Consider the following 23741-nt stretch of genomic DNA (forward strand, 5'->3'; position numbering starts at 1 on the left):
TCACGACGAACGGGAGCCGCGCTCCCGCGTGTCCGGGACAACGCCCAGGTCGGGTGGTGTGCCGTAGCCAACAGCACAGATGAGTCACGGCCTCCGCGGTGGCCGGAAACATCACATAGGCTGCGCTGGTGTCTGCTCTGTCCCCCAACCCCCCGTCGCCCTCCCGGCGGCGCCGTGGTTCCTCGTCGTCGTCCATGGGCCGGCGTCTGCTGGGCACGATCGTCTCGGTCGTCGTCCTCGGCGGAGCCGTCGCGGCGGTGGTGTCCACCTCGGGGCTCGACCTGTCCTCGCGTGCCCCGGAGAGCGCCGGGGCGTCCGGGGCCGTCGCGGGGAAAGCGGGGGACACGAAGGACGCCTCCCCGGCCGCCGCGCGCGAGCTCGGGTTCGGGCTGTCCTTCGGCGACACCCTGACCTGGTCCACGGACGCCGAGCTCGGCCGCGCCCTCGACGACGCCGCGGACCTCGGGGTGCACTGGGTGCGGGTGGACCTGTCCTGGCGGAACATCCAGCCGGACTCCCCCTCCCAGTACCTGTGGGAGCGGTTCGACCGGGTCGTGGACGCCGCGGACAAACGCGGTCTGGAGGTGCTGCCGACGATCGGCTACACCCCGCGCTGGGCCGCCGCCGCGGACTGCGGGAGCACCAGCCAGACCTGCCCGCCCGCCGACGACGACCAGTTCGCCGCCTTCGCGGGCGCCGCCGCCGAGCGGTACTCCGCCCGGGGCGTGCACACCTGGGAGATCTGGAACGAGCCGAACATCAGGCCGTTCTGGCACACCGGCCCGGACGCCGAGCGCTACGCCGGCCTGCTGAAGGCGGCCTCGCGGTCCGTGCGGTCCGCCGACTCCAAGGCGTATCTCCTCCTCGGCGGGCTCGCGGCGGTGAAGACCGACCCGGCCAAGCAGTACGTGTCCCATCAGACGTATCTCGGGGAGCTGGGCCGGCTGGGCGCGCTGGACCAGGTGGACGCCATCTCCTACCACCCGTACACCTATCCGCTGCTGCCCGGCGCGAAGACGGCGACCGGCACCCGCTTCGAGGAGATCGCCTCGACCAGCGACAGCCTGGTGTCGGTCCTGCGCCGCTACGGCAAGCCGGACATGCCGGTGTGGGTGACCGAGACCGGGGCGCCGACCTGGTCGCAGGGCACCGCAGCGGACAGCCCGGACGCTCAGGGCACCCGGCATGTGACGGCGCGGCTGCAGGCCGAGATCGCCACCGACACCGTGCCCGCGGCCGCCGCGATCCCCTCCGTGGCGAAGGTGTTCTGGTTCGCCTACCGCGACGGCGAGGCGGAGACCGCGGACAGCCGCACCTCCCAGCACTTCGGCCTGCTGTACTCCGACGGACGGCACAAGCCGGCCTTCGCCGCGCTGCGGAAGGCGATCAGCGACTACCGGGAGCGGCGGGACTGAGCGGGAGGTCGGCGTCGCCCGCCGCGCCCAGCTCCCGGAACAGGGCCACATAACGGGCGGTGAGCGCCGGCCAGGCGTAGCGCTGTTCGGCCGCCCGCCGCCCGGCCGCCCCCATCCGGTCCGCCAGCACCCCGTCGGACAGCAGCCCGGCGCAGGCCGTGGCCAGCGCGACGGGGTCGCCGGGCGGGACCAGCAGTCCGTTCTCCCCGTCGTCCACGACGTACGGGATCCCGCCGACCGCGGAGCCCACGACCGGGGTGCCGCAGGCCATCGCCTCGACGAGCGCCATCCCGAAGGACTCCGCCTCGGTGAGCGAGGGCAGGGCGAGGACGGCCGCGGTGCGCACGGCGTCGGTCAGGGCGGCACCGCTGAGCGCGCCGGGGGTCTCCAGGCGGTCCTCGACGCCGAGTTCGGCCGCGAGGGCGCGCAGCCCGGGCACGGCGTCGCCGTCGCCGACCAGCCGCAGCCGGGCCGTGGGGTGCTCCGCCGCGAGCAGGGCGAAGGCCCGGACCAGGACGTCGGTGCCCTTCCAGGCCGACGAGCGGTCCATCCGGCCGACGTAGACCACCGTCGGCCGCCGCCGGGAGGGGGGCTCGCCCGGCGTGAACCGGTCGGTGTCGACGCCGGGGCTGATGTGGAGGGCGTCCGGGCGGGCCGCCGCCAGCGACACCGGGGACACCGCCACCAGACGCCGTACCCGGTCGAACACCCGGGGCAGCACCCGTGTCTCGTACAGCCGGATCAGCCGGTCCGCCGCTCCGCTGCCGGGCTCCCCCTTGTGCATCGAGCCGGCGTGGTACGTGAGCACCGCCGGCCGGTCCCCCGCGACGGCGACCGCCAGATCACCGAGCCCGGGCACCGGGGCGTGCGCGTGCACCACGTCGGCGCCGGTGCGCCGCAGCCAGCGGCGCAGCTGCAAGGGCCACAGGGGGCTGAGGGGCGTGTTCGACAGCCGCAGCCAGACCCCGAGCCGTACGACCGTCACCCCGTCCTCGGTGGTGACCGTGGTGCGCCGCCCCCCGTCGAGGCGGGTGGTGAGCACGACGGCACGCAGATCGGGGGTGGCGGCGACCGCCGCGGCGACGCGGGCGCTGTACTGCTCCACGCCGCCGATGTTCGGCGGGTAGTAGGGGGTGACGACGGCGACCGTACGACGGTTCTCCCCACGAGCGTTCTCGGAACGGGGGTTCCAGGACGGCCGTGTCACACGGCCTCCCGCAGCCGGGCGGGCAGGGAGCGGGCGCGGGCGACGTAGCCGGGCAGGTTGCCGTCGAGGAGCGCACGGTACGCGGCGGGGTCCTTCAGCAGCGGCTCGACCAGGGCCCACAGCCGTTCGTGGGTGACGTCGGCGATGGGCAGCACCCAGGCGGAGAGGTCCAGGTCGGCCATGATGCCGCGGGTCTTGTGCTCGTACTCGATGGCCACGCACGGCACGTCGCTGGTGAGGGAGAAGATCACCGAGTGGAAGCGGGTGCCGATCAGCAGCGAGCACTCGTCGTAGAGGCCCTTGAGGTCGCGGTAGTCGACCACCTCGTCGACCATCAGCGGGCCGCTCGTGCAGTGGGCGGCGATACGGCGCTCGCAGACACGGTCGTCGTCGCCGAGGTAGTCGGTGCTGACCTGCGGGATGAGGACCACGCGGGCGCCGGTGCCCTGGACGGCGTCGATGGTGCGGGCCAGTTCGCGCTCGTAGCGGTCCTGGGCGGCCGGGGCCAGCCAGCGGCGGGCGGTGACGCCGACGAGCCGCTCGCCGGGACCCACGCCGAGCCTCTCCCGCCAGGCGACGCGGTTCCCGGGCGCGAAGGCGAAGCCGGCGTCGACCGCCCGCTCGATGTGCGTCTCGGGGATCCCGCAGGCCTTCAGTTCTCCGACGCTGACGTCCTCCCGCGCGAGCACGGCGGCCGAGCGGCGCATGACCCGGCCGACCAGCCACCGCTGGGGGGCCGCCGGGAACGGGCCGAAGGACTGCGGCGCCCACACCACGGGCACCCGGGACCTCTGCGCGATCAGCGCGGGCAGCAGGACGAAGAACACGTTCTGGTAGCCGTCGAGCCCAGGCCGGGCCAGCACATAACCGCCGCCCATCGACACCACCAGGTCCGCCCGGGACACGGCCTCCGCCTCGCGCCGCGCCTCGGCGGGCAGGGCGCGCAGCAGGGCCCGGCACAGCGGGCGCGGCAGCGTCACCGCGACGGCTCCCGCGAGGCCCACCAGCGCCTTGCGCAGCAGCCGGCGGGGCAGCGAGACGGTGCCGTCGGCGACGTACCGGCGCAGCGACCCGAGGTTGCGCACGCCCTCGAACTCCGGGTGCACGGCCGCGTCCTCCATGCCCGCGATCGCCACGTCCGCCTCGGGGAACGCCTCCCGCACCTGCCGCAGGCAGACGGAGAGCAGGGCGGCGTCGCCCGCGTTCTCCCGGACGTAGGCGTTGATCACCACGATCTTCACAGGGGGGACCTCTCGGTAGGGACATCGGTACGGACGGGGGAGGCGGAAGAGGCGGGGGAGACGGAAGGTGCGGCCGGTGTCCTGCCCCGCAGCAGGCAGGCCGTGGCGAAGAGGCCCGCCGTCAGGTTGCCGATCGCCCACGCGTAGCCGACCCAGACGAGTCCGCGGTCGGCCCACAGCGAGGAGAGCCCGATGGACAGTGCCGCCATCACGGTGTTGGCGGTGATCAGCTGTGCCATGCGCTGGCTGAGCTTCAGGGCGAAGCAGGCCCAGGTGTTGAGGGACACCGGCAGGGCGGCGATCGCGAGGACGATCAGCAGGGAGCGCGCGTGGTCGGCGTACTCGGCGCCGAACATCCGCAGCAGCAGCCCGCCGCCGAGCGCCACCACGGTGGCGGCGGGCACCTGCACCGCCGCGATGATCCGGCCCGAACGCAGCATCAGTTCACGGAACCGGGACTCCTGGTGGGAGACCTCCGCGAAGACGGCCTCGCCGACGGCGGTGGAGACGGCGTTCAGCATGGCCGCGATCTGGAAGGCCACGAAGTAGTAGCCCACCTGGGCCGCCCCGAGGTGGTGCAGCACGATCAGCGGAGTCGCCAGCACCGGCGCGAGGTTGATCAGGTTCGAGGCGTGACTGGCCACGGAGAAGCGGAACTTCTCGCGCAGCCGGGTGCCCCGGGTGCGCAGATCGATCCGCAGGCCCAGCCGGCGCCGCAGCACGAGCAGTGCGACGACGACGGTCACCGCGTAACCGACCCCGGCGGAGGCCACGATGCCGAAGACGCCCAGCCCGGTGAGGGCGGCGGGTACGGCCACCTTGGAGACGCCCTGGGTCAGGCCGTCGATCAGCACGTTGTACTCGGGGATGCGGGCGGCGGTGAACACCGAGCGCACCAGCATGCTCATCGCCGCGAACCCGCAGAAGACGGTGAAGGCGATCGCCGACGGCCAGTCGTCACGCACGAACGCGAGTTTCGCGCCGTACCAGGGCAGTCCGGCCAGATAGACGGCGGCGGCCGCGCAGCCCACCCCGGCCACCAGCACGAGGGCCTGGCTGATCTGCGCGTTGCGCGCCGCGCGCCCGGCCGGGAACCGCACCAGGGTGTTGTTCAGGCCGAGCAGGCTCAGCGTGGCGAGCAGCGAGGTCGCCGAGATCAGGGAGGTGGCGAGGCCGACCTGGGCGGCGGAGTAGAACCGGGCGACGACCACCCAGAACACGAAGCTGAGGCCCGCGGTGACGACCGTCGAGGCGAGCAGGAAGAAGGAGCTGCGGTAGATCCGGTCTCCGGACCGGGCGTGCCGGGCGGTCACCGTCCCCCACCGTCCCCGCGGTAGTGGGCGAGCAGGGTCCGCACATGGCTCTCCCAGGTGAAGGCCCGCTGCGCGTACGTCCGGCTGTACTCCCCCATGCGGGCCCGCCGCAGCGGATCGGCCGCCAGGGCGCGCAGTTCCGCGGCGAGCGCGGGCACGTCACGGGCCACCAGGGACACCCCGTCGCGGTCCAGTCCGTACGGCGCGTAGCCGGGGTCGTCGGTGGTCACCACCGGAAGCCCGGAGGCCATCGCCTCCTGCACGGTGAGCGGGAAGCCCTCCGCGGTCGACGGCAGCGCGAACACGTCACAGGCCCGGTAGGCCTCCGCGACGGCCTCGGGCGGCAGGGCGCCGAGGTGGTGGACGCCGGGCCGGCCGGTGAGGGCGGCCGCGTCGCCGCCCCCGGAGAACACCAGGTCGTAGCCGGCGTCCGGGGTGTGGGCGGCCAGCAGCAGGTCGTACCCCTTCTTGGGCACCAGACGGCCCACGAACAGCACGAGGACCCGGTCGGCCGGCAGTCCCAACCGGTCCCGGGCGGCGGCCCGTTCGCCCGTCGCCGCCGGACGGAACAGCTCGGTGTCGACCCCGTTGGCGAGGTGGTGCGAGCGCTCGGCGCGGGCGCCGTGGGCCCGGACGAAGGCGGCCACCGAGGCGTTGAGCGTGAACACCGACCGCGCGCCGCGCAGCAGGAACCGGCCGGCGGTCCCGTACACCGCCCGCTGCACGGCCCGGACCAGGCCCGAGGGATGGTCGACGACCGCCACGTGCTGGGTGTGGACCCGGCGGGTGCGGGTGAGCCGCGCGGCCAGGCCCGCCGCCCAGGAGCTGAGGTAGAGGCAGTCGTGGACGTGCACGACGTCCGCCCGCCGGCTCAGGCGCAGTGCGGCGGCCGCGAGCGCGGGCGAGAACACGGGGAACGGCACTCCGGCCCGCTCCTCGGCGCCGTTCCAGGCCCGGATCCGCACCACCCGTACGCCGCCCTCGACCGTGGTCGCCGAACGCGGGCCGCTGGTCAGCACGGTGACGTCGGCGCCCCGCGCGGCCAGCCCCTCGGCCTCCTGCCGGACGACGTTCTCGATGCCGCCGACGTGCGGCGGGTAGTAGTGGCTGACGAGGAGGACCCTCGGCGGGCGCGCGCTCATCGGTAGATCACGGCTCCCCCGTTGCTGTAGATGAGGTCGCGGGAGTCGAGGACCTTCATCGGATACCTGTAGGTGATGAGGTCACCGCCGTAGAACACGGTGACCAGCCCGGTGCGGGTCGGCGTGGTGCCGAGCAGGACATAGGAGTCGGTGCGCAGGGCCGCCGGGTGGATGTCGGCGAGCGTGGGGTGGGTGAGCAGTGCCTGGAGCCGGCTGTACGAGAACCGGTCGGTCTGCACCAGCCCCCGCCCCTCCTCGGTGAGTCGCGCGTCGAGCCACAGCGCGGCCCGCCGCTCCTCGGCGTGGGGGTAGTAGATGGCGTAGTACTGGCCGGAGTCGGAGAGCTGCACCTGCGCCGGATAGCCGCCCAGCGCCTTCGGCACCACCCCGGACAGGTCGAGCAGCAGCCCGGCCAGCAGGAGGGCGGCCAGGGGCACCGTGCGGCGGCCCGCCCAGCGCAGCAGCCACAGGGTGGCGGTGGCGAGGAAGGGCGCGAAGAAGAACAGGCCCTGCTGGAAGGCGCGCAGCAGGCTGTAGTCCACCGAGAGCTGGGGGATCAGGGTGAACAGCGCGACCATGCACCAGGCGCCGGCGGCGATCGTCACCTGGTCGCGCACCGGCCGGAACGCCGAGCGTCGCGCCCACATCGCGACGGCGAACCCGGCCATCACCATGGCCTGGAAGAACAGCGCGGCTCCCTGCCGCAGCCCGCCGTTGAGGGTCCGTACGTCGATGCCCACCGCGTCCAGGGCCCGTCCGACGACGGTCGGCTTCATGTCGGGGGTCTCCACCACGGGCGTGCTGAGGCTCTTGACCTCGGACAGCGGCAGATAGTCGCCGTCGGTGCGCTCGCCCGCGGTCTGTTTCAGCAGTCCGTCCTCGTACTCCTGCATGCGCTGCGCGGCGGGCACCTTCGCGCCGCCGAAGATGCTGTACGCCGTGTCGGAGGAGCCGGATTCGGACTCGCCGCCGACGAGTGCCGAGGCGACGGCGTGCAAAGTGCGTTCTGCCTGGCCGCCGGTGTGCGTCACGGGTCCCGCCCACAGCAGGGCGAGGAGCGCGGGCACCGCCACGGTCCACCAGGTGAGGAAGGACAGCATCCGGTCCTCGCGGCGTCTGCGGCGGACCCGCTCGCGGCCCCGGCGGGAGAACAGCCGCCAGACCTTGTCGCCGAGGAAGGAGATCGCGAGGGTGCCGACGACGACGTAGGTGGTGGAGTAGTGCGAGAGCACGATGCCGCCGAGGAGCACCACGAACACGGCACGGCGGGCCCGGCGCGGGCCGCGCGAGTCGGTGAGGACCACCATGGCGCAGCCCAGCAGCAGGAACGCGATCTCCTGGCGGCCGAGGTACGGCATGTCGGTGAGGAAGGTCGGGAAGACGAGGAAGTACACCGCCGAGATCAGCGCGACGACGCGCGGCGCCACATTGCGCACCGCGCGGTGCACGAGGACCGGGGTGCACGCGAACAGCAGCGGCAGGACGACCTTGAAGATCGTGGTGTCGGCCAGCGCGGTGAGCTGGAAGACGCTCACGGGCAGCAGGGTGATGCCGAGGCACGCGTTGTACGGGTCGGTGTAGGTGCCGATGTCCCAGTACTCGCCGCCCAGGGTGAGCCGGAAGTACAGGAACTCCTTCTGGATGTCGTGGCCGGTGATGTACTGGCCGCGCAGCGAGGTGAGCAGCAGCAGCGCCGCCGACGCGCAGTACAGGCCGAGTTCCAGGACGGGGACGGGGTAGCGGCCCCGGCGCAGCAGGATCAGGACGAGCAGGGCCGCGACGGCGATCACCGCCGCCACGCTGACCGCGCCGCCCAGCCCGTTGTTGAGCCGGATGGCGCCGGCGACGGACAGCACGAGCGCGAGCGCGCCGAGCGCGGCGACCGGCCGCAGACCCCGGGCACCGGCCAGGCCGGACCAGGGCCGGCGGGGGGCCGTCGCCGGGCGCGGGTCCACCGGGGCGAACGCGTTCAGGACGAGCAGGGCCACGGCGGTGGCGAGCGCCAGGACGGGCCGGGTCAGCGGCCGGTCGAGGCCCAGCGGGGGCAGCGCGGTGTTGACGGTGAGCGCGACGACGATGTCCGTCATGACGGTGAAGCCGACGGACAGCATCAGCTCGGCGGTACCGGACGTCACGACCCGCCGTGCCACCGGCCGCCACAGCAGGACGGGCGCCCCGAACAGCAGCCACAGCCCGGCGAGGGTGCGCGGCGGCCCCGGCACGTCCGGCACGAGCTGGAGCACCGTGGCCAGGACCACGCCGAGCAGGACGAGCGGCCGACGGCCGGGGAGCGCGCGGCGCGGTGATCCGGCCGCCTCGGCCTCGCCGGCTTCCTCCGCGCCGGGCGGCTCCTCGGGTGACGTGCGGGGGACGGGTCGTACGACGCTCAGCCGCAGGGTGTCCCCGGCGCTCGCCTTGGACGGGCCCCCGGCCGTGTTCTCGGCCGTGTTCTCGGCCGTGTTCTCGGCCGTGTCCTTCGTCGTCACAGTCCGGCCCTGCGGTAGACGTCGTCCATCAGACGGGCCACGGTCGCCCACGAGTAGTCCTTGGCGTGCTCGGCGCTCGCCCGGGCCAGCGCGGCCCGGTACGCCGGGTCGGCGGCGAGAGTGTCGAGGGCGTCGGCGAGCGCGCCGGGCTCCGGAGCGGCCAGCAGCCCGGTGCCCCGGACGAGTTCACGCGTGCCCGGTACGTCGGTGGCGACGACCGGCAGCCCGGCCGCCATCGCCTCCAGGACGACCAGGGGCATGCCCTCCTTGTCGGAGGGGAGGACGAACGCGTCGGCGTCGGCGTACGCCTTCACCAGGTCCTCGCCCAGCAGACCGCCGGAGAACTCCACGTTGTCGAGGCCCAGCCCGGCGGCCTGCGCCATGAGCCGGTCGCGCAGTTCGCCGTCGCCGACGATCCGCAGCCGTACGTCCTGCCGTACGAGGGCCATGGCGTCGAGCAGCCGGGCCACGTTCTTCTGCACGCCGAGCCGGCCCACGTACAGCAGCCGCAGCGGCCCGGCAGCCGGCTCGCGCGGCGGCATGTAGTACGAGGCGGCGACCCCGTTGGGCACGACGTGCAGCCGCTCGGCGGGCACCCGGTAGGTGTCGGCGAGGAAGTCCGCCTGTTCCGGCGTCAGCGCGACGACCCCCGCGGCGGCGCGCAGCACCCGTCCGAAGACATGCCGCTTGTAGTACGGCAGCAGGGCGCCCAGCGGTCCGGAGGCGTCCACGTCGAGATGGAAGTGGAGCAGGTAGCGCAGCCCCCTGAGCCGGGCGGCGACCGCGACGACCTCGGGGATCAGGGCGTGCGCGCAGTGCAGGTGCAGGACGGCGTCGCGGGGCACGCGGGCGAGCTGCGCGGCGAGCCCGGGGGCGACGGCGGTGTGCGCCACCTCCACCGCGCGGTGCCGGTGGACGGCGACCCCGTCCTCGACGGCGACCCGCGGGGCACCGCCCGAGCCCAGGGCCGTGGTCAGGACCCGTACGTCGTGCCGGGTGGCCTGCTCGCGCGCGAGATGGGACACGACGCGTTCGAGCCCGCCCAGGTGAGGGGGGTAGTAAGGGGTGATCTGGACGATGGTGCGCATGAGACTCCGAGGAAACGGAAGGGGAGACGGACGGTCAGCGCAGATGCAGGCGGAGCCGCTGGGGATGTCCTCTGAGGGTCACCTCGACCGCGTCGGCCGCTCTCTTCTTCGCTCCCTTGAGCCGCAGCCGGACGTCCACCTCCATCAGGGCGCCCGGTTTGGTCGTGACCGTGCCCGTGCCGGATGCCAGCGATCGGCCGTCGTCGTCCTCGGCCTTCACCTCGACCACCCGACGGCCCCCGCTCTCCCCGTGTTCCACCAGGTCGAGCGGTACGACGAGTTCGGTGCCGTCGAACCAGGGGTCGTCCGAGAAGTACAGCTCAATGTAGGACTGCTCCCGCTCGGTGAAGGAGTCCCGCAGCACCCCGCGCACCCCGGGCACCGCCCAGGCCGCGGCGCACAGCCCGAGCACGGCCAGTACGCCGACGACCCGCAGGGCCGTCCGGCGGACGGATGCGGGTGCGGGTCCGGGTGCGGGTGCGGGTGCCGATGAGGGTGGCTCGGCCTGCCGCCGTCCCCGGCGGGGGGACGGCGGCGATCCGTGCGAAGTGGTCGTCACGCCATTTCCAGGGACGCCTCGTCGGCGTCCCGGTCGGAGGAGTGCAGAGACGTTTCCGCGCTGCGCGGCGCCGGCAGGGAGGGCAGCGTCCGCTGCCCCGCCGAACCGGCGGCGTGGTACTGCTCCACCGCCGCGCCGGCCAGTTCGGCGGCCTGGGCCGCACGCTCGGCCGCCGCGGTGGCACGTGCCACCACCGCAACGGGAACCATCCGCTGGGGAACCGCGCGCAGCCGGTTGTCCCGCAGCTTGTGCGAGAAGAGCTGGCGGAGGTTGGCCACCCCGTCGGGCAGGGCGTTCAGCTTCACCTCACCGCCGCGCACCCGGTACTCGATGGGCACCTCCAGGCAGCGGAAACCGGCGCGGGTCGCCGCGTTCTTGATCTCCTGGGAGAAGGCCATGCCCGGGGAGCGGACGTCGATCGCCTTCCACACATGCCGCTGGAAGATCCACATACCGGACTGCGAGTCGCGCAGGCCGTTGCGGAAGAGGGCCCGGCTGAGCGCGCTGAGCGCGTGGTTGGCGACCGTGTGGGACGGCTTCATGGCGTGCCGGTTCTCGAGGCCGAGCCGGTTCGTGGTCATGAACTCCACGCGGCGCGCCTCCAGGATGTGCAGCAGGTGCGGCAGCGCGTCGAAGGGGTACGTGCAGTCGGCGTCCCCGGTGGCGATGACCTCGCCGGTCGCCGCGTCGAAACCCGCCTGGTAGGCGTTTCCGTACCCGCGGTCGGGCTGGGACACCACGACGGCGCCGAGCGAGCGGGCGACGTCGGCGGTGTCGTCGGTCGACGCGTTGTCGACCACGATCACTTCGAGGCTCCAGCCCGCGGCGGCGAGTTCCTCTCGCGGGACGGAGGCCATGACCGTGGGCAGGTTCTCGGCCTCGTTCAGGGCAGGGATGACTATGGACAAAGACTTCATGGAGCTCCCCCCAGGAGCAGACCCAGTGCTCACGGACGCCGCTGCCGCGGGGGACCTCGTCGTCCGATCCTCACAGCACCGCGACCCGTGCCCGTCGCAGGGTCGCATGACACCCAAGGCGGCAGGCGGATTCGGCCGAAAACGACCCCACCACAGCTGATGCGCCTTTCAACTATTGACGGACTTTACCCTAGCTCCACACATATTCTTTACGAGTACCCGTAACTCGATCTTTACGCAGACCACACAAGCAAACGGGACAAAGGCACCCCAAGAAGATCATCTCGCCCTCCGAGCCCGCCCGCTTCACCCCGCCCCTGCCGCGAAATCCAGTCACCTCGGGCGCTGGTTCGTTTTGCAACTGAGACCGAGAGGTCGGGGAGCAGAACCCGACCGGAGCCGTGACCGGGGCCGTGTCAGCCCCGTCCCGTACTGTGCCGGCATGGCCCTGACGGACATCACCCGCCACGAGGTCGAGAAGGCGATCGCCGAGTGCGACCGGCTCGGCCGCGATGCCTTTCTCCGGCGCCACGGGTTCCGGCGTGCCCGCCGCTACCTGCTGTCGTACGAGGGCAGGTCCTACGACTCGAAGGCGATCGTCGGCGCCGCCCACGGCTTCCTGCCCGGTCAGCGGCCGCTGGCGGCGAGCGACTTCTCCGGCGGCGCGGCGCATGCCGCCGGACTGCTGAGGAGCCTCGGTTTCGACCTGGCGGACGAGGACGGAGTGGCCGCGCCCAGCCCCGACGACCTCGTCCACCGCGTCACTCATCTGAAGGTGAACCGTTCCTCCGGGCACCCCGCCCTGTACCAGCCCATCGCCCTGCTGTGGGCCATGGGCCGAGCCCTGCGCGGCGAGCCCCGACTGCTTCCCTGGACCGAGACCGAGGAGGCCCTCAAGACCCTCCTGGAACGACACGGCATGAGAGGCGAGCGGCCCCGCCCCGACTATCCGGTCGCCTCGCTCCACCGCGTCGGGGTCTGGACCCTGCGGGACCACACGCAGCCCGTGCCCACCGCGCACGGTGACACCGAGGTGCGCCGCTGGTTCGCCGCCAACCGACCGCTCGGGGGCCTGGCCGAGCCCCTGCACGACGTGCTCCGAGACTCCGGGGTGACCCGCCTCGCCGTGATCGACGCCCTGGTCGACACGTACTTCGACGGCCTCGACAGCACCCCGCTGCTCGCCGACGTCGGTCTGGCCGACATCGAGTCGACCGGCCTCCCCGAAACACCCGGGAGCGAGCCGGAGCCGTGGCTCATCACGGCGGCCGAGTACGAGCGGGGCTGCCGGCTGATCGAGCAGCGGGAGGCCGAAACGCGCGGGGGACGCGTCCCCCGCACCACGCTCGCTCCCCGGCGCTCACGCGCCGCCCGCCATCTCGTCCTGCGCCGCAGCAACGGGCGCTGCGAGAACCCGCAGTGCGCGGGCCAGCCCGCCGATGTGACCGACCGGAACCACCCGATACTCGAGGTCGACCATGTGAGGGACCTCGCCGGCGGCGGCCGTGATCACCCCGGCCAGATGGTGGCGCTCTGCCCGAACTGCCATGCCGTGAAGACCCGGGGAAGCACCCGCGAGGCCCTGCGCGAGATCCTGCTCCGCGTCGCGGCGGAGCGGCACGACGCGATGCGGGACAGGAGCCGCTGACCGGGGAAACCGTCAGGCCCGCAGGTGGCGCAGCGCTCGGGCCGCCGCGTGGGCGCCGCACATTCCGTGGGCGCCGGGGCCCGGCGGCGTGGCCGCCGAGCACAGGTAGTGGCCGGGCAGTCCGGTGTCGTAGGGCTGGAGGGTGAGGCGCGGGCCGGCGATCAGCTGAGGGATGTCCTTGGCGCCGGTCATGATGTTGCCGCCGACGTAGTTCGGGTTGTGCGCGGCGAATCCGGACGGGGTGCGGACGGCGGTGCCGATGATCCGGTCCCGGAATCCCGGGGCGAACCGCTCGATCTGGGCGGTGATCGCCTCGGTGGCGTCGCCCGAGTAGCCGTGCGGGACGTGGGCGTACGTCCACACCGGGTGCACGTCGCCGACCGAGCGTGCGGGGTCGGCCAGATACTGCTGTCCGACCAGGACGAAGGGCCGCTCGGGCATCCGCCCGGCGTGGATCTCCCGCTCGCCGGCGGCGATCTCGGCGAACGTCCCGCCGACGTGGACGGTGCCGGCCCGCCGCGCCGCCCCGGCGGTCCAGGGGACTCCGCCCTCGACGGCGAAATCGACCTTGAACGCCCCGGGGCCGTAGCGGAAGCGGCGGTAGGCCCGCGCGACGCGCGGAGGCAGCCGGTCGCCCAGGATGTCCGCCAGCGCCGTGGGCGTCACGTCCCAGACGGTCACGTCGGTGGGCTCCAGGTCCGAGGCCGACCGCACCCGCACACCGGTCTCGATCTTCCCTCCCAGGTCGAGCAGCAGGGCCCCCAGGGCGTCGGCGATGCGCCGCGATCCCCCTTCCGCGACCGCCCAGCCGTGCCGGTGCCCGGCGGTGACGATCCCGAGCCCGATGCTCGCACTGAGCGGACGGTCAAGGGGGTGGAAGGCGTGCGCGGCGATCCCGCCCCACAGGGCCCGGGCCTCCTCGGACGCGAAGGCCTTCGCCAGCAGCGACGCCGGGGCCAGCGCGGGGACGCCGAAGCGGGCCAGGCGTACGGGGTGGCGCGGGATGCGCAGCAGCGGGCCGAGGATGTCGTCGCTCAGGGTGTCGTACGACGCCGTCGGGCCCTCGAAGAGGCGACGCCAGCGTCGGCCGTCGGCACCGAGGCCGGTGGCGGTCTCGGTGACGGAGCGGTGCAGCACCCCCGCCGTGCCGCCGTCGAGCGGGTGGACGCAGTCGATCTCCGGCAGCGTCCACTTCAGCCCGTGGCGTTCCAGGCCGAGGCCCCGCAGGAACGGCGACCCGACCGCCATCGGGTGGATGGCGGAGCAGTGGTCGTGCAGCAGTCCGGGAAGGATCGCCTCACCGGAGCGCGTGCCGCCGCCGATCTCGTCCGCGGCCTCCAGCACCGTGACCTGTACGCCGGCCCGGGCCAGGGCGACGGCGGCGGCGAGGCCGTTGGGGCCGGCACCGACGACGGCCGCTGTGCTCATGGTGTCCTGCTCTCCGCCCTCTCCGCCCTCTCGGGCGTCCCGGGCTCCTCGCGCTGGTCGTGTTCCATGGTCCAGGTGACGTCCAGCGGGATGGGCCCGTTGGGCAGCCACGGCTGCTCCTCGACCGCGTCGGCGACCTTCCACGTACCCCGCTCGATCACCCCGAGCGCGGCGTCGATCACCTGGTAGTGCTGAACGGCGCGGTGGATGGGCTGCGACTCCACCCAGACGACGATCCACTCGCCCGGGGCGAACCCGACCCGGCTCTGCACGGCGTCGATCAGGTCGATGTGGTGCAGGTGGCCGTCGCCGAAGTTGAAGCCGATCAGCGAGTTGCAGCCGAACTCCGCCTCCCGCACGGTGCGTCGGTCCAGGTCGGGGACGTTCTTCAGCAGCACCGAGAACAGGCCGCGGCCCTGGCTGTGCATCGACCGCCAGGCGATCGTCTGCTGCATGGTGATCTCGGCGACCGCCGGCGGGTAGCCCATCGCCTGGAGCTGGTCGACCTGGTTCTTCGTCGGACGGTGGGGCAGCGAGTTCAGCTTCTCCTCCGCGCCCGGCGCGAAGACCCACAGCGCGGAGGCCCAGTTGCCCGCGTACTGCCGCATCGAGGGCAGGAAGGACACCAGGTCGGGGCGCAGGTTTCCGAGCACGGGGAAGAACACCAGACCTGCGGCGATCACGACGGCCAGCCATGGGGAGGACATGGCGCCGACGCCGTACCCGTCCCAGGCCGGGAAGCCGAGGAAGAGGAAGACCGCGAGGTAGGCGAACAGCAGGTTCCACTCCAGGGGCACGGCCAGCGGGAACGTCGAGGTGATGAAGACGTGGAAGACGACCATCAGCACCACGCCGGCGAGCGTGAGCCGGCGGTCCGTGGAGAACAGCAGCACCAACGGAGCGACGATCTCGACGGTGGAGCCGCCCACGTGCGCCATGAGGCTCGCGACCCTCGACGGACGGATGTCACGCGGGAAGTCCCGGTAGTGCAGCCGTTTGACCCACCTGGACGGAACGCACGGGCTGTTGGAGACCATCGGCGCGACGACATGGGTGAAGTGCAGCCCGAACTTCGACACCCCGGCGCCGATCCAGACCACGCAGATCAGCAGCTTCGCCGCGACGATCATGTCGGTGAACGGCAGGACGGCGAAGAACACCAGCGCGGGCAGGTACTGCTCGCCGCGCGCGGCCAGGAAGACCGTCTTGTCCCGCAGGCCGTTCAGCACGTACAGGGCGATCGGCGCGATGAGCAGGGCCGGGCGCACCAGCCCGGAGGTGTTGTCGGGCAGCGCCTCGGCGAGTGACCCGGTCGGCTCTCCGGGCAGGGCGATCGCCGACAGCAGGGACGCCAGGAAGGCAAGGTAGAGCAGTACGTCGCCCCCCGTACGGCGGTCCCCGGACGTGAACGGCACCCGCTTCCACGGCCGCAGCCGGATGGTGCCCGGACGCGCCCAGAACAGGATCCCGCCGGTCATCGGCTTGAACTTGCCGGCGATCGGGCCCCACGACCCGGCCACCCCGAGCGCTTCGAGGAAGACCGTCCACAGGACCAGCTTCTGGTAGACGACCGGCTGGTCCCACCAGCGGGTGACCTCCCAGAACGGGCCGACCCCCGAGGCCCAGGTCGTCAGGGCGGTCCCCGCGAGGACGTAGAGGAAGAGGACCTTGACCACGTACGTCACGGGAATCACCTTCGGCGAGCCGAAGCCGTATTCCACCCAGTGCAGCGCGAGTGTTCTCAGGCGTTCCTGAAGAGGCTTCTCCAGGAATGTCTCTTGATCGACGGGCGGGAAGTCACCGGTCTTGAACCCCATTGCACGGCCTTTCTTCACAACGGTTTTCGAGCGCACCGAACCGCACCCGAAAATGATGGGGGAGAAATTTCCGGAGAAATTCCTTATGCGCGAAGGCGCCGTTTGTCGATCTTTCCCACCGGATTCCTCGGCAGGGCATCGGTGAGGGACACCGTCACCGGCACCTTGACGCGGGCCAGCGAGCCGCGGCAGTGCTCGATGAGCTCGTCGGCGGTGACCTCCGCACCCGGCAGAGGTACGACGTGCGCGACCGGGACCTCGCCGAGGACCGGATCGGCCGCACCGACCACCGCCGCCTCCAGTACCGCCGGGTGGGAGTGCAGGACGTTCTCGATCTCCTTGGGGTAGATGTTCTCCCCGCCTCGGATGATCAGGTCCTTGATCCGGTCGACCAGGACGAGGTAGCCGTCGGCGTCGAAGCGCCCGACGTCACCGGTGTGCAGCCAGCCGTCGACGACGGTCCTGGCCGTCTCGTCCGGCAGCCCGAGGTAGCCGCGCATGACGTTCGGGCCGCGGACCACCACTTCACCGGCCGATCCGTCGTCGAGCAGGTTGCCCTCGCCGTCCATCACGGCGACGGTCTGGCCGGGCAGCGGGAGCCCCACCGTGCCGGGCTTGCGCGGCCCGCCGGGCGGGTTGAGCGTCGAGGCACAGGTGCCCTCGGACAGGCCGTAGCCCTCGACGACCGGCACGCCGAACCGGTCCTCGAACCGGGCGATCAGCTCGGCGGGCATCGGCGCGGCCCCGCAGATCACCCGGCGCAGCGACGAGGTGTCCGGCCGCACCTCCGCGGGCAGCGCCACCAGCATCGCGTAGATCGCCGGCACCGCCGAGAAGTAGGTCGGCCGGACCCTTTCGACCGAGGCGAAGAAGGTCGACGCGCTGAACCGGCCCGCGACCGTGGCGCGCCCTCCCGCCAGCAGCGGCGACAGCACGCTCACCACGATGCCGTTGACGTGGAACAGGGGCAGGACCAGCAGACTGTGGTCGCTCTCGTCCAGGCCGAGGCCGTCGATGATCATCCGGCACATGGCGGCGACGTTGGCGTGGTCGAGCATCACGCCCTTCGGACGTCCCGTGGTGCCGCTCGTGTAGATGATCAGAGCGAGGGAGTCGGGGGCGGGGGCGGAGGCGGCGGGGGTGTCCCGCCCGGCGCCCGACGGCTCCGCCAGGGCGGCCAGGTCCAGTGTCCCGAGGGCGTGCGCACCCTCGGCGATCACCACCGTCGCCCCGGAGTCCTCGATCTGATGGCGGGCCTCCGCGTCGGTGAGCCCGGGATTCACCGGGGTGACGGCGGCCCCCAGCCGCCACGCCGCGAACATGATGACGACGAGTTCCAGGCGATTCGGCAGAATCACCGCGACCACATTCCCCGCGCCTATTCCATGGCCACGCAGAGCAGCCGCCGCGTTCCTGACGCGCACCAGGAAATCCTGGTTGTCGAGCTGCCCGTGATCGTCCTCGATACAGGGCCCCTCGGGATTCCGGGCGGCCCGGGCATCCGGCAATTCAGAGATGTGCAGCACGTTTCCTCACCATCGAGTCGCGCCGTGAACGAAGGCAGTGAGGAAAAGGTAGGGAGGGCCCGTCCGGGCAGACCATGGGCCCGCGTCCCAGCGCGCGGCCGAGGCTTTGTGCCGCCGGCACAACCTTCCCGAAGGGAATCGTTGGGTACCGTCCCGGTATGAGCGCCCATGTCGACGAGGTCGTGCGGGAGGCCGCCAAGGGCATCCAGGCGGAGCTGGAGCACCTGACCGCGGAGATGACGGCGATGTTCGTCGACGTCATCCCCGAGTTCCGTCACGACGACGCCGTACGACGGCTCATGGTCGCCAGCACCTCCTCGAACCTGGCGGCCATCGTCGACATGCTGGCGCTGAACATCTCCCTCGACGACATCACCGTGCCGCCGGCCGCGGCCGAGTACGCCCGCCGGTTCGCCCAGCACGACCTGTCCCTGGAGGCGCTGCTGCGGGCCTACCGCCTCGGCGAGCACATGTTCGTGCAGTGGGCCATGACCACCCTGCGGGACCTCGACCTGCCCACGGACGAGGCACTCGCCGCCATGAGCCGCATCGCGCTCCTGACGAACAGCTACATAGACCAGGTCATCGAGCGCCTCATCGACATCTACGGGAACGAACGCCGACGCTGGGACGCCCGCACCGACGCGGCCCGGGCCGCCCAGGTCCGGGCCGTGCTGGACACCGAGGGACTCGACCTCGCCTCGGCCGAGAAGATGCTGTCGACGTCGCTGCGCGGCTGGCACCTCGCCGCCATCGTCTGGGCCGGCCCGGGACCCGCCGACCAGGTCACGGCCCGGCTCCGCGCGGGCGCGGCACTGCTCGCGGCGGCGACCGGAAAGGCGCTGCTGACGATCTCCGCCGACGAGCAGACCTCCTGGGTGTGGATCTCCTCCACCGGGAGACCGGACCCCGACGTCGACCTGCTCGAACGCGGACTGCGCGACCACCCCGCGCTCCGCATCGCCCTCGGTGAACCGTCGTCCGGCCTGGACGGCTTCCGGCAGACGTTCCGTGACGCGCAGCGCGCCCGCGACGTCGCCGCCACCGGGGCCGACCCCGACCGCGCGCTGATCCTCCACTCCCGGGTCGCACTGGCCGGCCTCCTCGTCGACCACCTCACCGACGTCAGAGCCTGGGCCGGACGCGTCCTCGGCGACCTCATGCGCGACGACGAGGCCACGGTCCGCCTGCGCGAGACCGTGCAGGTCTTCCTCAACGCACGGGGCAGCTTCACCGACGCCGCCGCCCGCCTGCACGTCCACAAGAACACGGTGCACTACCGCGTCCGCAAGGCCGAGGAACTCCTCGGCCACCCCCTCACCGAGAACCGCCTGGACATCGAGGTGGCCCTGCTGACCTGCGCCCAGCTCGGCCTCAAACACCCGGACACCTCCACGAGCTGACCGCCGCTCAGCACCCCGACACGGAAAACCGATCGAAGAACCGCACACCATGGCCGCGCACCGACTCGCCCGACGGTTCAGCGTGCCGAGCTGCACGCGCTGAACATCCCCCTGCGGCAACTGACGGCCGCCACCGGTCCTCGGGACGCGATGCACAGCAGGGCCTGGCGGACTCACCTGAGGAAGGAAATAACAAAAGACCAGGTCACGGGCTACATAGCCTGGTCTTCAGTGGAGCCGCCTTCGGGATTCGAACCCGAGACCTACGCATCACGAGGCCGTGAGGGATCGTCCTGCCGGATACCGTGTGATGCCGCCGAGTGATGTCGTACCTGATCAGAGCACTTGCGGCAGGTTACCCTCTGCAACTTCATGCTGCCCCGTCCAAAGGCGTCCGGCCACCGAGCGGCCACCGGATCGGGTACTCCCGAAGCAGCGGGTCTCGAATCGTCAAGTTGTCCGACTCGGACAAAGCCCCCCATCCACTGGACATCAAGGCCACCGCCACTGACCACTCCAGCCGTAGTTCCTGATCTTGATGTGAGGGATGCGATTCGTTTCCGGTAGTGACTGGTGCGTGATCGTGTCTGGTGGGCGGTCGCGCCAGTCGGACCAGGCAAGTGAGTGGGCCGTGTCGCGGGCGGGCCAGACGACGAACGCGATGAACAGGCGGCAGATCTCGTCGCAGGACGAACGGGATCACGTCGTCCGGCGTGGGCCGGTGTGCGTGTTCGTCGGCGCGGACGACGGCGAGGAAGGCGTGGGCCGGCATCACGAGGGTGACCCGGCGGGCCCAGCGGGACAGCGGCGGACCTGGTGCTCATCCAGCCCGCCCGGCCCTGGTGAGGACTGATGCCGCCAGATGCCGTTGTGCCTGATCAAACCACATGCGTCGTACCGGACGCCGGTACCTCGGACCGCAACATCCAAAGGCGTCCGGCCACCCCATGGCCACCCGGAAGGCGCCCGCCGCCCCTGGAAGTCACCCAACGCCAGCTGTTGGGTCCGAACACCTACGGGCCCAGCTCACGCCCCGCGTTACGGCGTCCGCTCGTGCGGACCGGTTCCCCCCTGTGGTGCGCTCACGCCACGGAAGTCCACCCGAGGGACGGCTCTGTCCGCCGTATCATGACGGCACACGGGAAGGAGCACCGTCCATGAGTGTCGACGCGATCACGCACACCGAGTTCCCCGCGGGATACGTGGTGTTCTTCGGCGCCGACGGAAAGATCATCATGACCCCGCAGAGCGAAGAGCACTCCAGCACGATCAGGTCGATGCAGATCGACTCTCTCGCCCTCGGCCGTCACGCGAAGGTCACCTCCGACGTCTACATCGACTTCCCCGCCGACGAGAACTCCGCCCCCGACCTGGCCATCCTGCGCGAGGACGCGCGCAAGGAGGGCAAGCGCTACAGCTTCGAGGACGTCCTGTTGATCTCGGAGGTCGTCTCCACGTCCTCGGCACGCAAGGATTACGACGACTGCACCGCGAAGTACGGCCGGTACGGCATCCCCGTCTACCTCGTCGTGGATCCCTACGCCCGGGAAGTCGTCCTGCACACCGAGCCCACCTCCAGCGGCTACAGCACCGCCCACACCCGCGCATACGGCACAGGCAAGCTCCCCATCCCCCTGGCCGACGGCCGCACCTTCACCCTTGACCTCGACGAACTCCCCCTGCCGGACCCGGAGCCCGACACTCACTGAGTCTGAGAAAACGCGCCCCGAAGCAGGAAGGCCCGGCAGCCGGTCGGCGAGGGCACGATCACCGAAACCGCGACTGAAGAGCTCCACGCATTGGGGCGCCCGGGGTTTGATGATCACTCCCGGGGTTTCCCTGTCCTTCCGGCCCCGTTCTGGCCCCAGGAAGGCCCGGCGGCGGGCTGGGCCGGGCCCCGTCGGGCGGGATTCCAGTTCTGGACCCGGCGACAAAAGGGCGTCCAGCGCACCGACCTTGCGACGCGAAGACGCTCTTCTCACATCCCCCGCACCTCATCCTGTGCGGGGCAAGCTCGGCACCATCACCGACGTGGTCCGCTCCGTCGTCGCCCCCGCCGCCCTCATTGCCGACCAAGCCGAGATCGCGATCGTCGAGGTCCCGAACCCGGCCGGCCTGGACGTAGTCGACGAGATCCCCCGGTCGAGCAGATCGAGGCCGCCGCCCGCGAGTACGAGCGCGCCGCCGAGCAGGCCCGCCGCACTGACCGCGGCGAGCGCGCCGCGAAGAAGGTCCTTGACAAGCTGCCCGCCGGCGCCTACGGCACATGGCGCGTCTTGCGCACCCCGTCCTCGCGGTAGGCCCCGGACCTCGCCGAGATCACCCGCATCTTCAAGGCCCACGGCCTCGGCCCCGTCTCGATGAAGGCCTGCGCCCCGAGCCTCAAGGTCGAGCTCGCCGAGGCCGCACCGGTCGGCGTCGATAGCGCGGTCCTCGTCGCGGTCTAGCAGTCACCCAAGATCCCCAAAAAGGCGCATTCTACGCGCTTCATAGCAGGGCGGTAATCGGTCTCGGGGGCAGCGTCCCCCGAACGGAGAAGGACGCCTGTTCCGCCTTCGCCAGGGCGACTACCACCGAAAGCAGAACGCCCTCGGCCGGTGGTTACGTCAACGGTCCCGAGGTCTAAACCCAACTCCTGCATTGAAGGAGCAAGACCATGGCGAAAACAGCAACAAGCGTTACTCCCGTCGGCGTCACCAAGCACCTAGCTTCTCTGCCTCCACAGCCCGAAGCACTCAATTTCGACGCAGAAATGCAGGCCCGTGTCGAGCAGGACTCCGCCCGCATCATGGCTGCCGTCAACGACCCCACCACCGTGTTCGAGGTGCTCACCGCTGCGCATGGCATCCAGGTCGTGGAGTTGGAGGGTCCATTCGACGGCCTGTACGGGCACTACCTGCAGCACAAGGACGGCACCCGTCTCCTCGTTGTCCCCGCCGGACAGGCTCCCTCCACCCGCCTGTGGGCCGCACGCGCCCTCCTCGCCCACCAGGGCGTGATGCCGGCATGACCTTCTCCGACTTCGACAAGGCCACCGCCGCCACCCCCACCGCGTTCCTCGACCGGCTCGCCGCCGTCCTCCCCAGGGCGGTCGACGAGGCGATGCGGAAGGCCCTCCCGGACGTGTACACCCCGGAGAAGGCCAAGGAACTCGCGGACGACATCTTCCTCCGCCTCCGCCAGCTGTACACCGACAAGGCCACGGAGGTGACGCTGTGACCGTCTCCGCCACGAAGCCGTCCGCCGACCTCCTGATGGACACCCCCCTGCCCGTACTCATCAGCAAGTTGGGCGTCACCCTCACCGACTCCCCGATCGCCGACCGGGCATTCTTCGGCGCCGTCATCGTCCAGCGCAAGACGGGTGAACTGCGGCTCACCATGCCGACCGGGCGCAGCGAACTGGAGCACGACACCGTCGCCCGGTACCTGCTCGCCCAGGCGCTCGGGGTACCGGTGCCTGGCATGCCAGCGCCGTTCGTCACGACCCGTATCCCCGCCAAGCAGACCGAGGTGACGCTGTGACCGCCACGATCCCCCTCGACCTCGCCCTCACGGTCCGACGCGGAACCACCTCCCCCGGCAAGGCCGCCGACATCCGCGACCTCAGCCCCGCCGACGGCACCGCCACCCTCGTCTACGACAGGCACCTCGCCAACCCCGGCACCGCCGTCTGGCTCGCCCGCATCTCGCTGCGCCGGCACGGGTACGCCGTCCGCGAGGTGATCCTCGACGGCATGGGCCCGGGCATCACCGCCCTGTTCCGGGAAGCATCCCGGCTCCGCCTGGACGTCCACCTGGGCAGCGGCAAAGGCACTCCCAGGGTCGTCACCTACGACGACAGCCCGGCCGCGTACCAGGTCCCGGCTGGCTGGGACCTGGCGGACGCCACCGACCGGCTGCCCGCCGCGCATGCGGCGGCCCGCCCCCACGTTGTCCGCGCACTGCGCGCCATCGACGTAGAGAAGGAGAACAACGGCGGGCGTATCGACAAGGCCCTCGACGTGGCAGCCGGGATGATCCTAGAGACCGGGAACCCCGACCAGGTGTGGGACACGCTCACCCGTGTCCTCTGCGAGACCGGGTCCGAGCGGGCGGAGGTGTCGGCATGACGACCGCCGTCAACGCCGACGCCGCCCGCATCATCGGGCAACTCCATGAAGGGCACGCCGCGATGAACGCGGCTGGGCTCGGCAGCCCCGCACTGGACGACTTCAACAACCTGCTCACCGAAATGATCGCCGAGGCTCCCGACCCGAAGTTCCGTCTCCACGAGATCGTCGAGCTCCTCGCCCGAGAACGCGGCATGACTGCCAAGTCTGCCTGAGCGGCACCCCGTAGATGGCCCCGGGCTCAGCGACTCCACCGCTGGCCCAGGGCCTGGGACTCGACCATTCACCAACAAGGAGGCAGACCTTGTGCAGGCCAGTACCCACCTCTTGGAGCACGGCGAGGCCGAGGGATGGTGGCACTGGGAGGAAGAGTGCGTCACCAGCGCCTGGCGAGCCACGGCCACTACCTGACTGCCGTGTCGGCGCTGATCGTCTCCCTC

The 23741-nt window shown here is 71.6% G+C and carries 20 protein-coding genes; 9 read left to right on the forward strand and 11 right to left on the reverse strand.

The features are described 5' to 3' along the window. Positions 1-128 precede the first annotated feature (128 nt). Positions 129-1415, forward strand: coding sequence for a cellulase family glycosylhydrolase (locus tag OG852_RS21540; RefSeq protein WP_330348711.1), 1287 nt, complete (start codon positions 129-131; stop codon positions 1413-1415). On the opposite strand, the gene OG852_RS21545 is transcribed toward OG852_RS21540, so the two are convergent. From OG852_RS21545 to OG852_RS21580, 8 genes are read right to left on the reverse strand one after another with little or no spacing between them, the layout of a single operon-like run. Then, positions 1387-2622 carry a glycosyltransferase family 4 protein gene (locus OG852_RS21545; RefSeq protein ID WP_166663420.1) on the reverse strand — a complete coding sequence of 412 codons (1236 nt, stop codon included), beginning with the start codon at positions 2620-2622 and terminating at the stop codon, positions 1387-1389. The genes OG852_RS21540 and OG852_RS21545 overlap by 29 nt on opposite strands. Further along, positions 2619-3863, reverse strand: a complete 1245-nt coding sequence (locus OG852_RS21550) for a polysaccharide pyruvyl transferase family protein (protein WP_166663421.1) — start codon at positions 3861-3863, stop codon at positions 2619-2621. Before OG852_RS21550 ends, OG852_RS21545 begins: the two co-directional genes overlap by 4 nt. After that, a complete protein-coding gene (locus OG852_RS21555) occupies positions 3860-5176 on the reverse strand; it encodes a lipopolysaccharide biosynthesis protein (RefSeq protein WP_166663422.1) in 1317 nt (438 codons plus the stop codon). Before OG852_RS21555 ends, OG852_RS21550 begins: the two co-directional genes overlap by 4 nt. Then, a complete protein-coding gene (locus OG852_RS21560; protein ID WP_133910583.1) occupies positions 5173-6318 on the reverse strand; it encodes a glycosyltransferase family 4 protein in 1146 nt (381 codons plus the stop codon). The genes OG852_RS21555 and OG852_RS21560 overlap by 4 nt, the downstream gene beginning before the upstream one ends. Continuing rightward, positions 6315-8804: a DUF2206 domain-containing protein gene (locus tag OG852_RS21565; protein WP_133910584.1), complete on the reverse strand. Its 2490-nt coding sequence runs from the start codon at positions 8802-8804 to the stop codon at positions 6315-6317. The genes OG852_RS21560 and OG852_RS21565 overlap by 4 nt, the downstream gene beginning before the upstream one ends. After that, positions 8801-9892, reverse strand: coding sequence for a glycosyltransferase family 4 protein (locus OG852_RS21570; protein WP_133910585.1), 1092 nt, complete (start codon positions 9890-9892; stop codon positions 8801-8803). The genes OG852_RS21565 and OG852_RS21570 overlap by 4 nt, the downstream gene beginning before the upstream one ends. Positions 9893-9926: 34 nt before the next feature. After that, entirely contained in the window at positions 9927-10451 is a 525-nt protein-coding gene (locus OG852_RS21575) for a hypothetical protein (protein ID WP_330348712.1), read from the reverse strand. Then, positions 10448-11368, reverse strand: a complete 921-nt coding sequence (locus OG852_RS21580) for a glycosyltransferase family 2 protein (RefSeq protein ID WP_133910587.1) — start codon at positions 11366-11368, stop codon at positions 10448-10450. Before OG852_RS21580 ends, OG852_RS21575 begins: the two co-directional genes overlap by 4 nt. 442 nt (positions 11369-11810) lie before the next feature. Here OG852_RS21580 and OG852_RS21585 point away from each other — a divergent pair, with 442 nt between their 5' ends. Then, positions 11811-13016, forward strand: a complete 1206-nt coding sequence (locus OG852_RS21585) for an HNH endonuclease signature motif containing protein (RefSeq protein WP_330348713.1) — start codon at positions 11811-11813, stop codon at positions 13014-13016. Positions 13017-13028: 12 nt separating this feature from the next. Here the strand turns inward: OG852_RS21585 and OG852_RS21590 are convergent, their stop codons facing one another. The 3 genes from OG852_RS21590 to OG852_RS21600 all read right to left on the reverse strand — a co-directional run bounded on the left by OG852_RS21590 (position 13029) and on the right by OG852_RS21600 (position 17787). Beyond that, entirely contained in the window at positions 13029-14444 is a 1416-nt protein-coding gene (locus OG852_RS21590; protein ID WP_330348714.1) for a phytoene desaturase family protein, read from the reverse strand. After that, on the reverse strand, positions 14441-16261 hold the full coding sequence (locus tag OG852_RS21595) for a DUF3556 domain-containing protein (protein ID WP_330348715.1): 1821 nt from the start codon (positions 16259-16261) through the stop codon (positions 14441-14443). The genes OG852_RS21590 and OG852_RS21595 overlap by 4 nt, the downstream gene beginning before the upstream one ends. 83 nt (positions 16262-16344) lie before the next feature. After that, positions 16345-17787, reverse strand: a complete 1443-nt coding sequence (locus tag OG852_RS21600) for a class I adenylate-forming enzyme family protein (protein WP_330348716.1) — start codon at positions 17785-17787, stop codon at positions 16345-16347. Between the two features lie 158 nt (positions 17788-17945). Here OG852_RS21600 and OG852_RS21605 point away from each other — a divergent pair, with 158 nt between their 5' ends. The 7 genes from OG852_RS21605 (at position 17946) to OG852_RS21635 (ending at position 23516) form a co-directional block, all read left to right on the forward strand. Continuing rightward, on the forward strand, positions 17946-19190 hold the full coding sequence (locus OG852_RS21605) for a helix-turn-helix domain-containing protein (protein WP_330348717.1): 1245 nt from the start codon (positions 17946-17948) through the stop codon (positions 19188-19190). A 1157-nt stretch (positions 19191-20347) separates the two neighbouring features. Then, the gene (locus OG852_RS21610; protein ID WP_330348718.1) at positions 20348-20899 is read left to right on the forward strand and encodes a Uma2 family endonuclease; all 552 of its coding nucleotides are present in this window, start codon (positions 20348-20350) and stop codon (positions 20897-20899) included. A gap of 1043 nt (positions 20900-21942) precedes the next feature. Further along, complete coding sequence (locus OG852_RS21615) at positions 21943-22200, forward strand: hypothetical protein (RefSeq protein WP_330348719.1); 258 nt, start codon at positions 21943-21945, stop codon at positions 22198-22200. Beyond that, on the forward strand, positions 22197-22409 hold the full coding sequence (locus OG852_RS21620) for a hypothetical protein (protein WP_330348720.1): 213 nt from the start codon (positions 22197-22199) through the stop codon (positions 22407-22409). Before OG852_RS21615 ends, OG852_RS21620 begins: the two co-directional genes overlap by 4 nt. Beyond that, positions 22406-22714 carry a hypothetical protein gene (locus OG852_RS21625; protein ID WP_330348721.1) on the forward strand — a complete coding sequence of 103 codons (309 nt, stop codon included), beginning with the start codon at positions 22406-22408 and terminating at the stop codon, positions 22712-22714. The genes OG852_RS21620 and OG852_RS21625 overlap by 4 nt, the downstream gene beginning before the upstream one ends. Beyond that, complete coding sequence (locus OG852_RS21630) at positions 22711-23301, forward strand: hypothetical protein (protein WP_330348722.1); 591 nt, start codon at positions 22711-22713, stop codon at positions 23299-23301. The genes OG852_RS21625 and OG852_RS21630 overlap by 4 nt, the downstream gene beginning before the upstream one ends. After that, a complete protein-coding gene (locus OG852_RS21635; protein ID WP_330348723.1) occupies positions 23298-23516 on the forward strand; it encodes a hypothetical protein in 219 nt (72 codons plus the stop codon). The genes OG852_RS21630 and OG852_RS21635 overlap by 4 nt, the downstream gene beginning before the upstream one ends. The last annotated feature ends 225 nt before the right edge of the window (positions 23517-23741 follow it).

Source organism: Streptomyces sp. NBC_00582 (genome assembly GCF_036345155.1).
GTDB lineage: Bacteria > Actinomycetota > Actinomycetes > Streptomycetales > Streptomycetaceae > Streptomyces.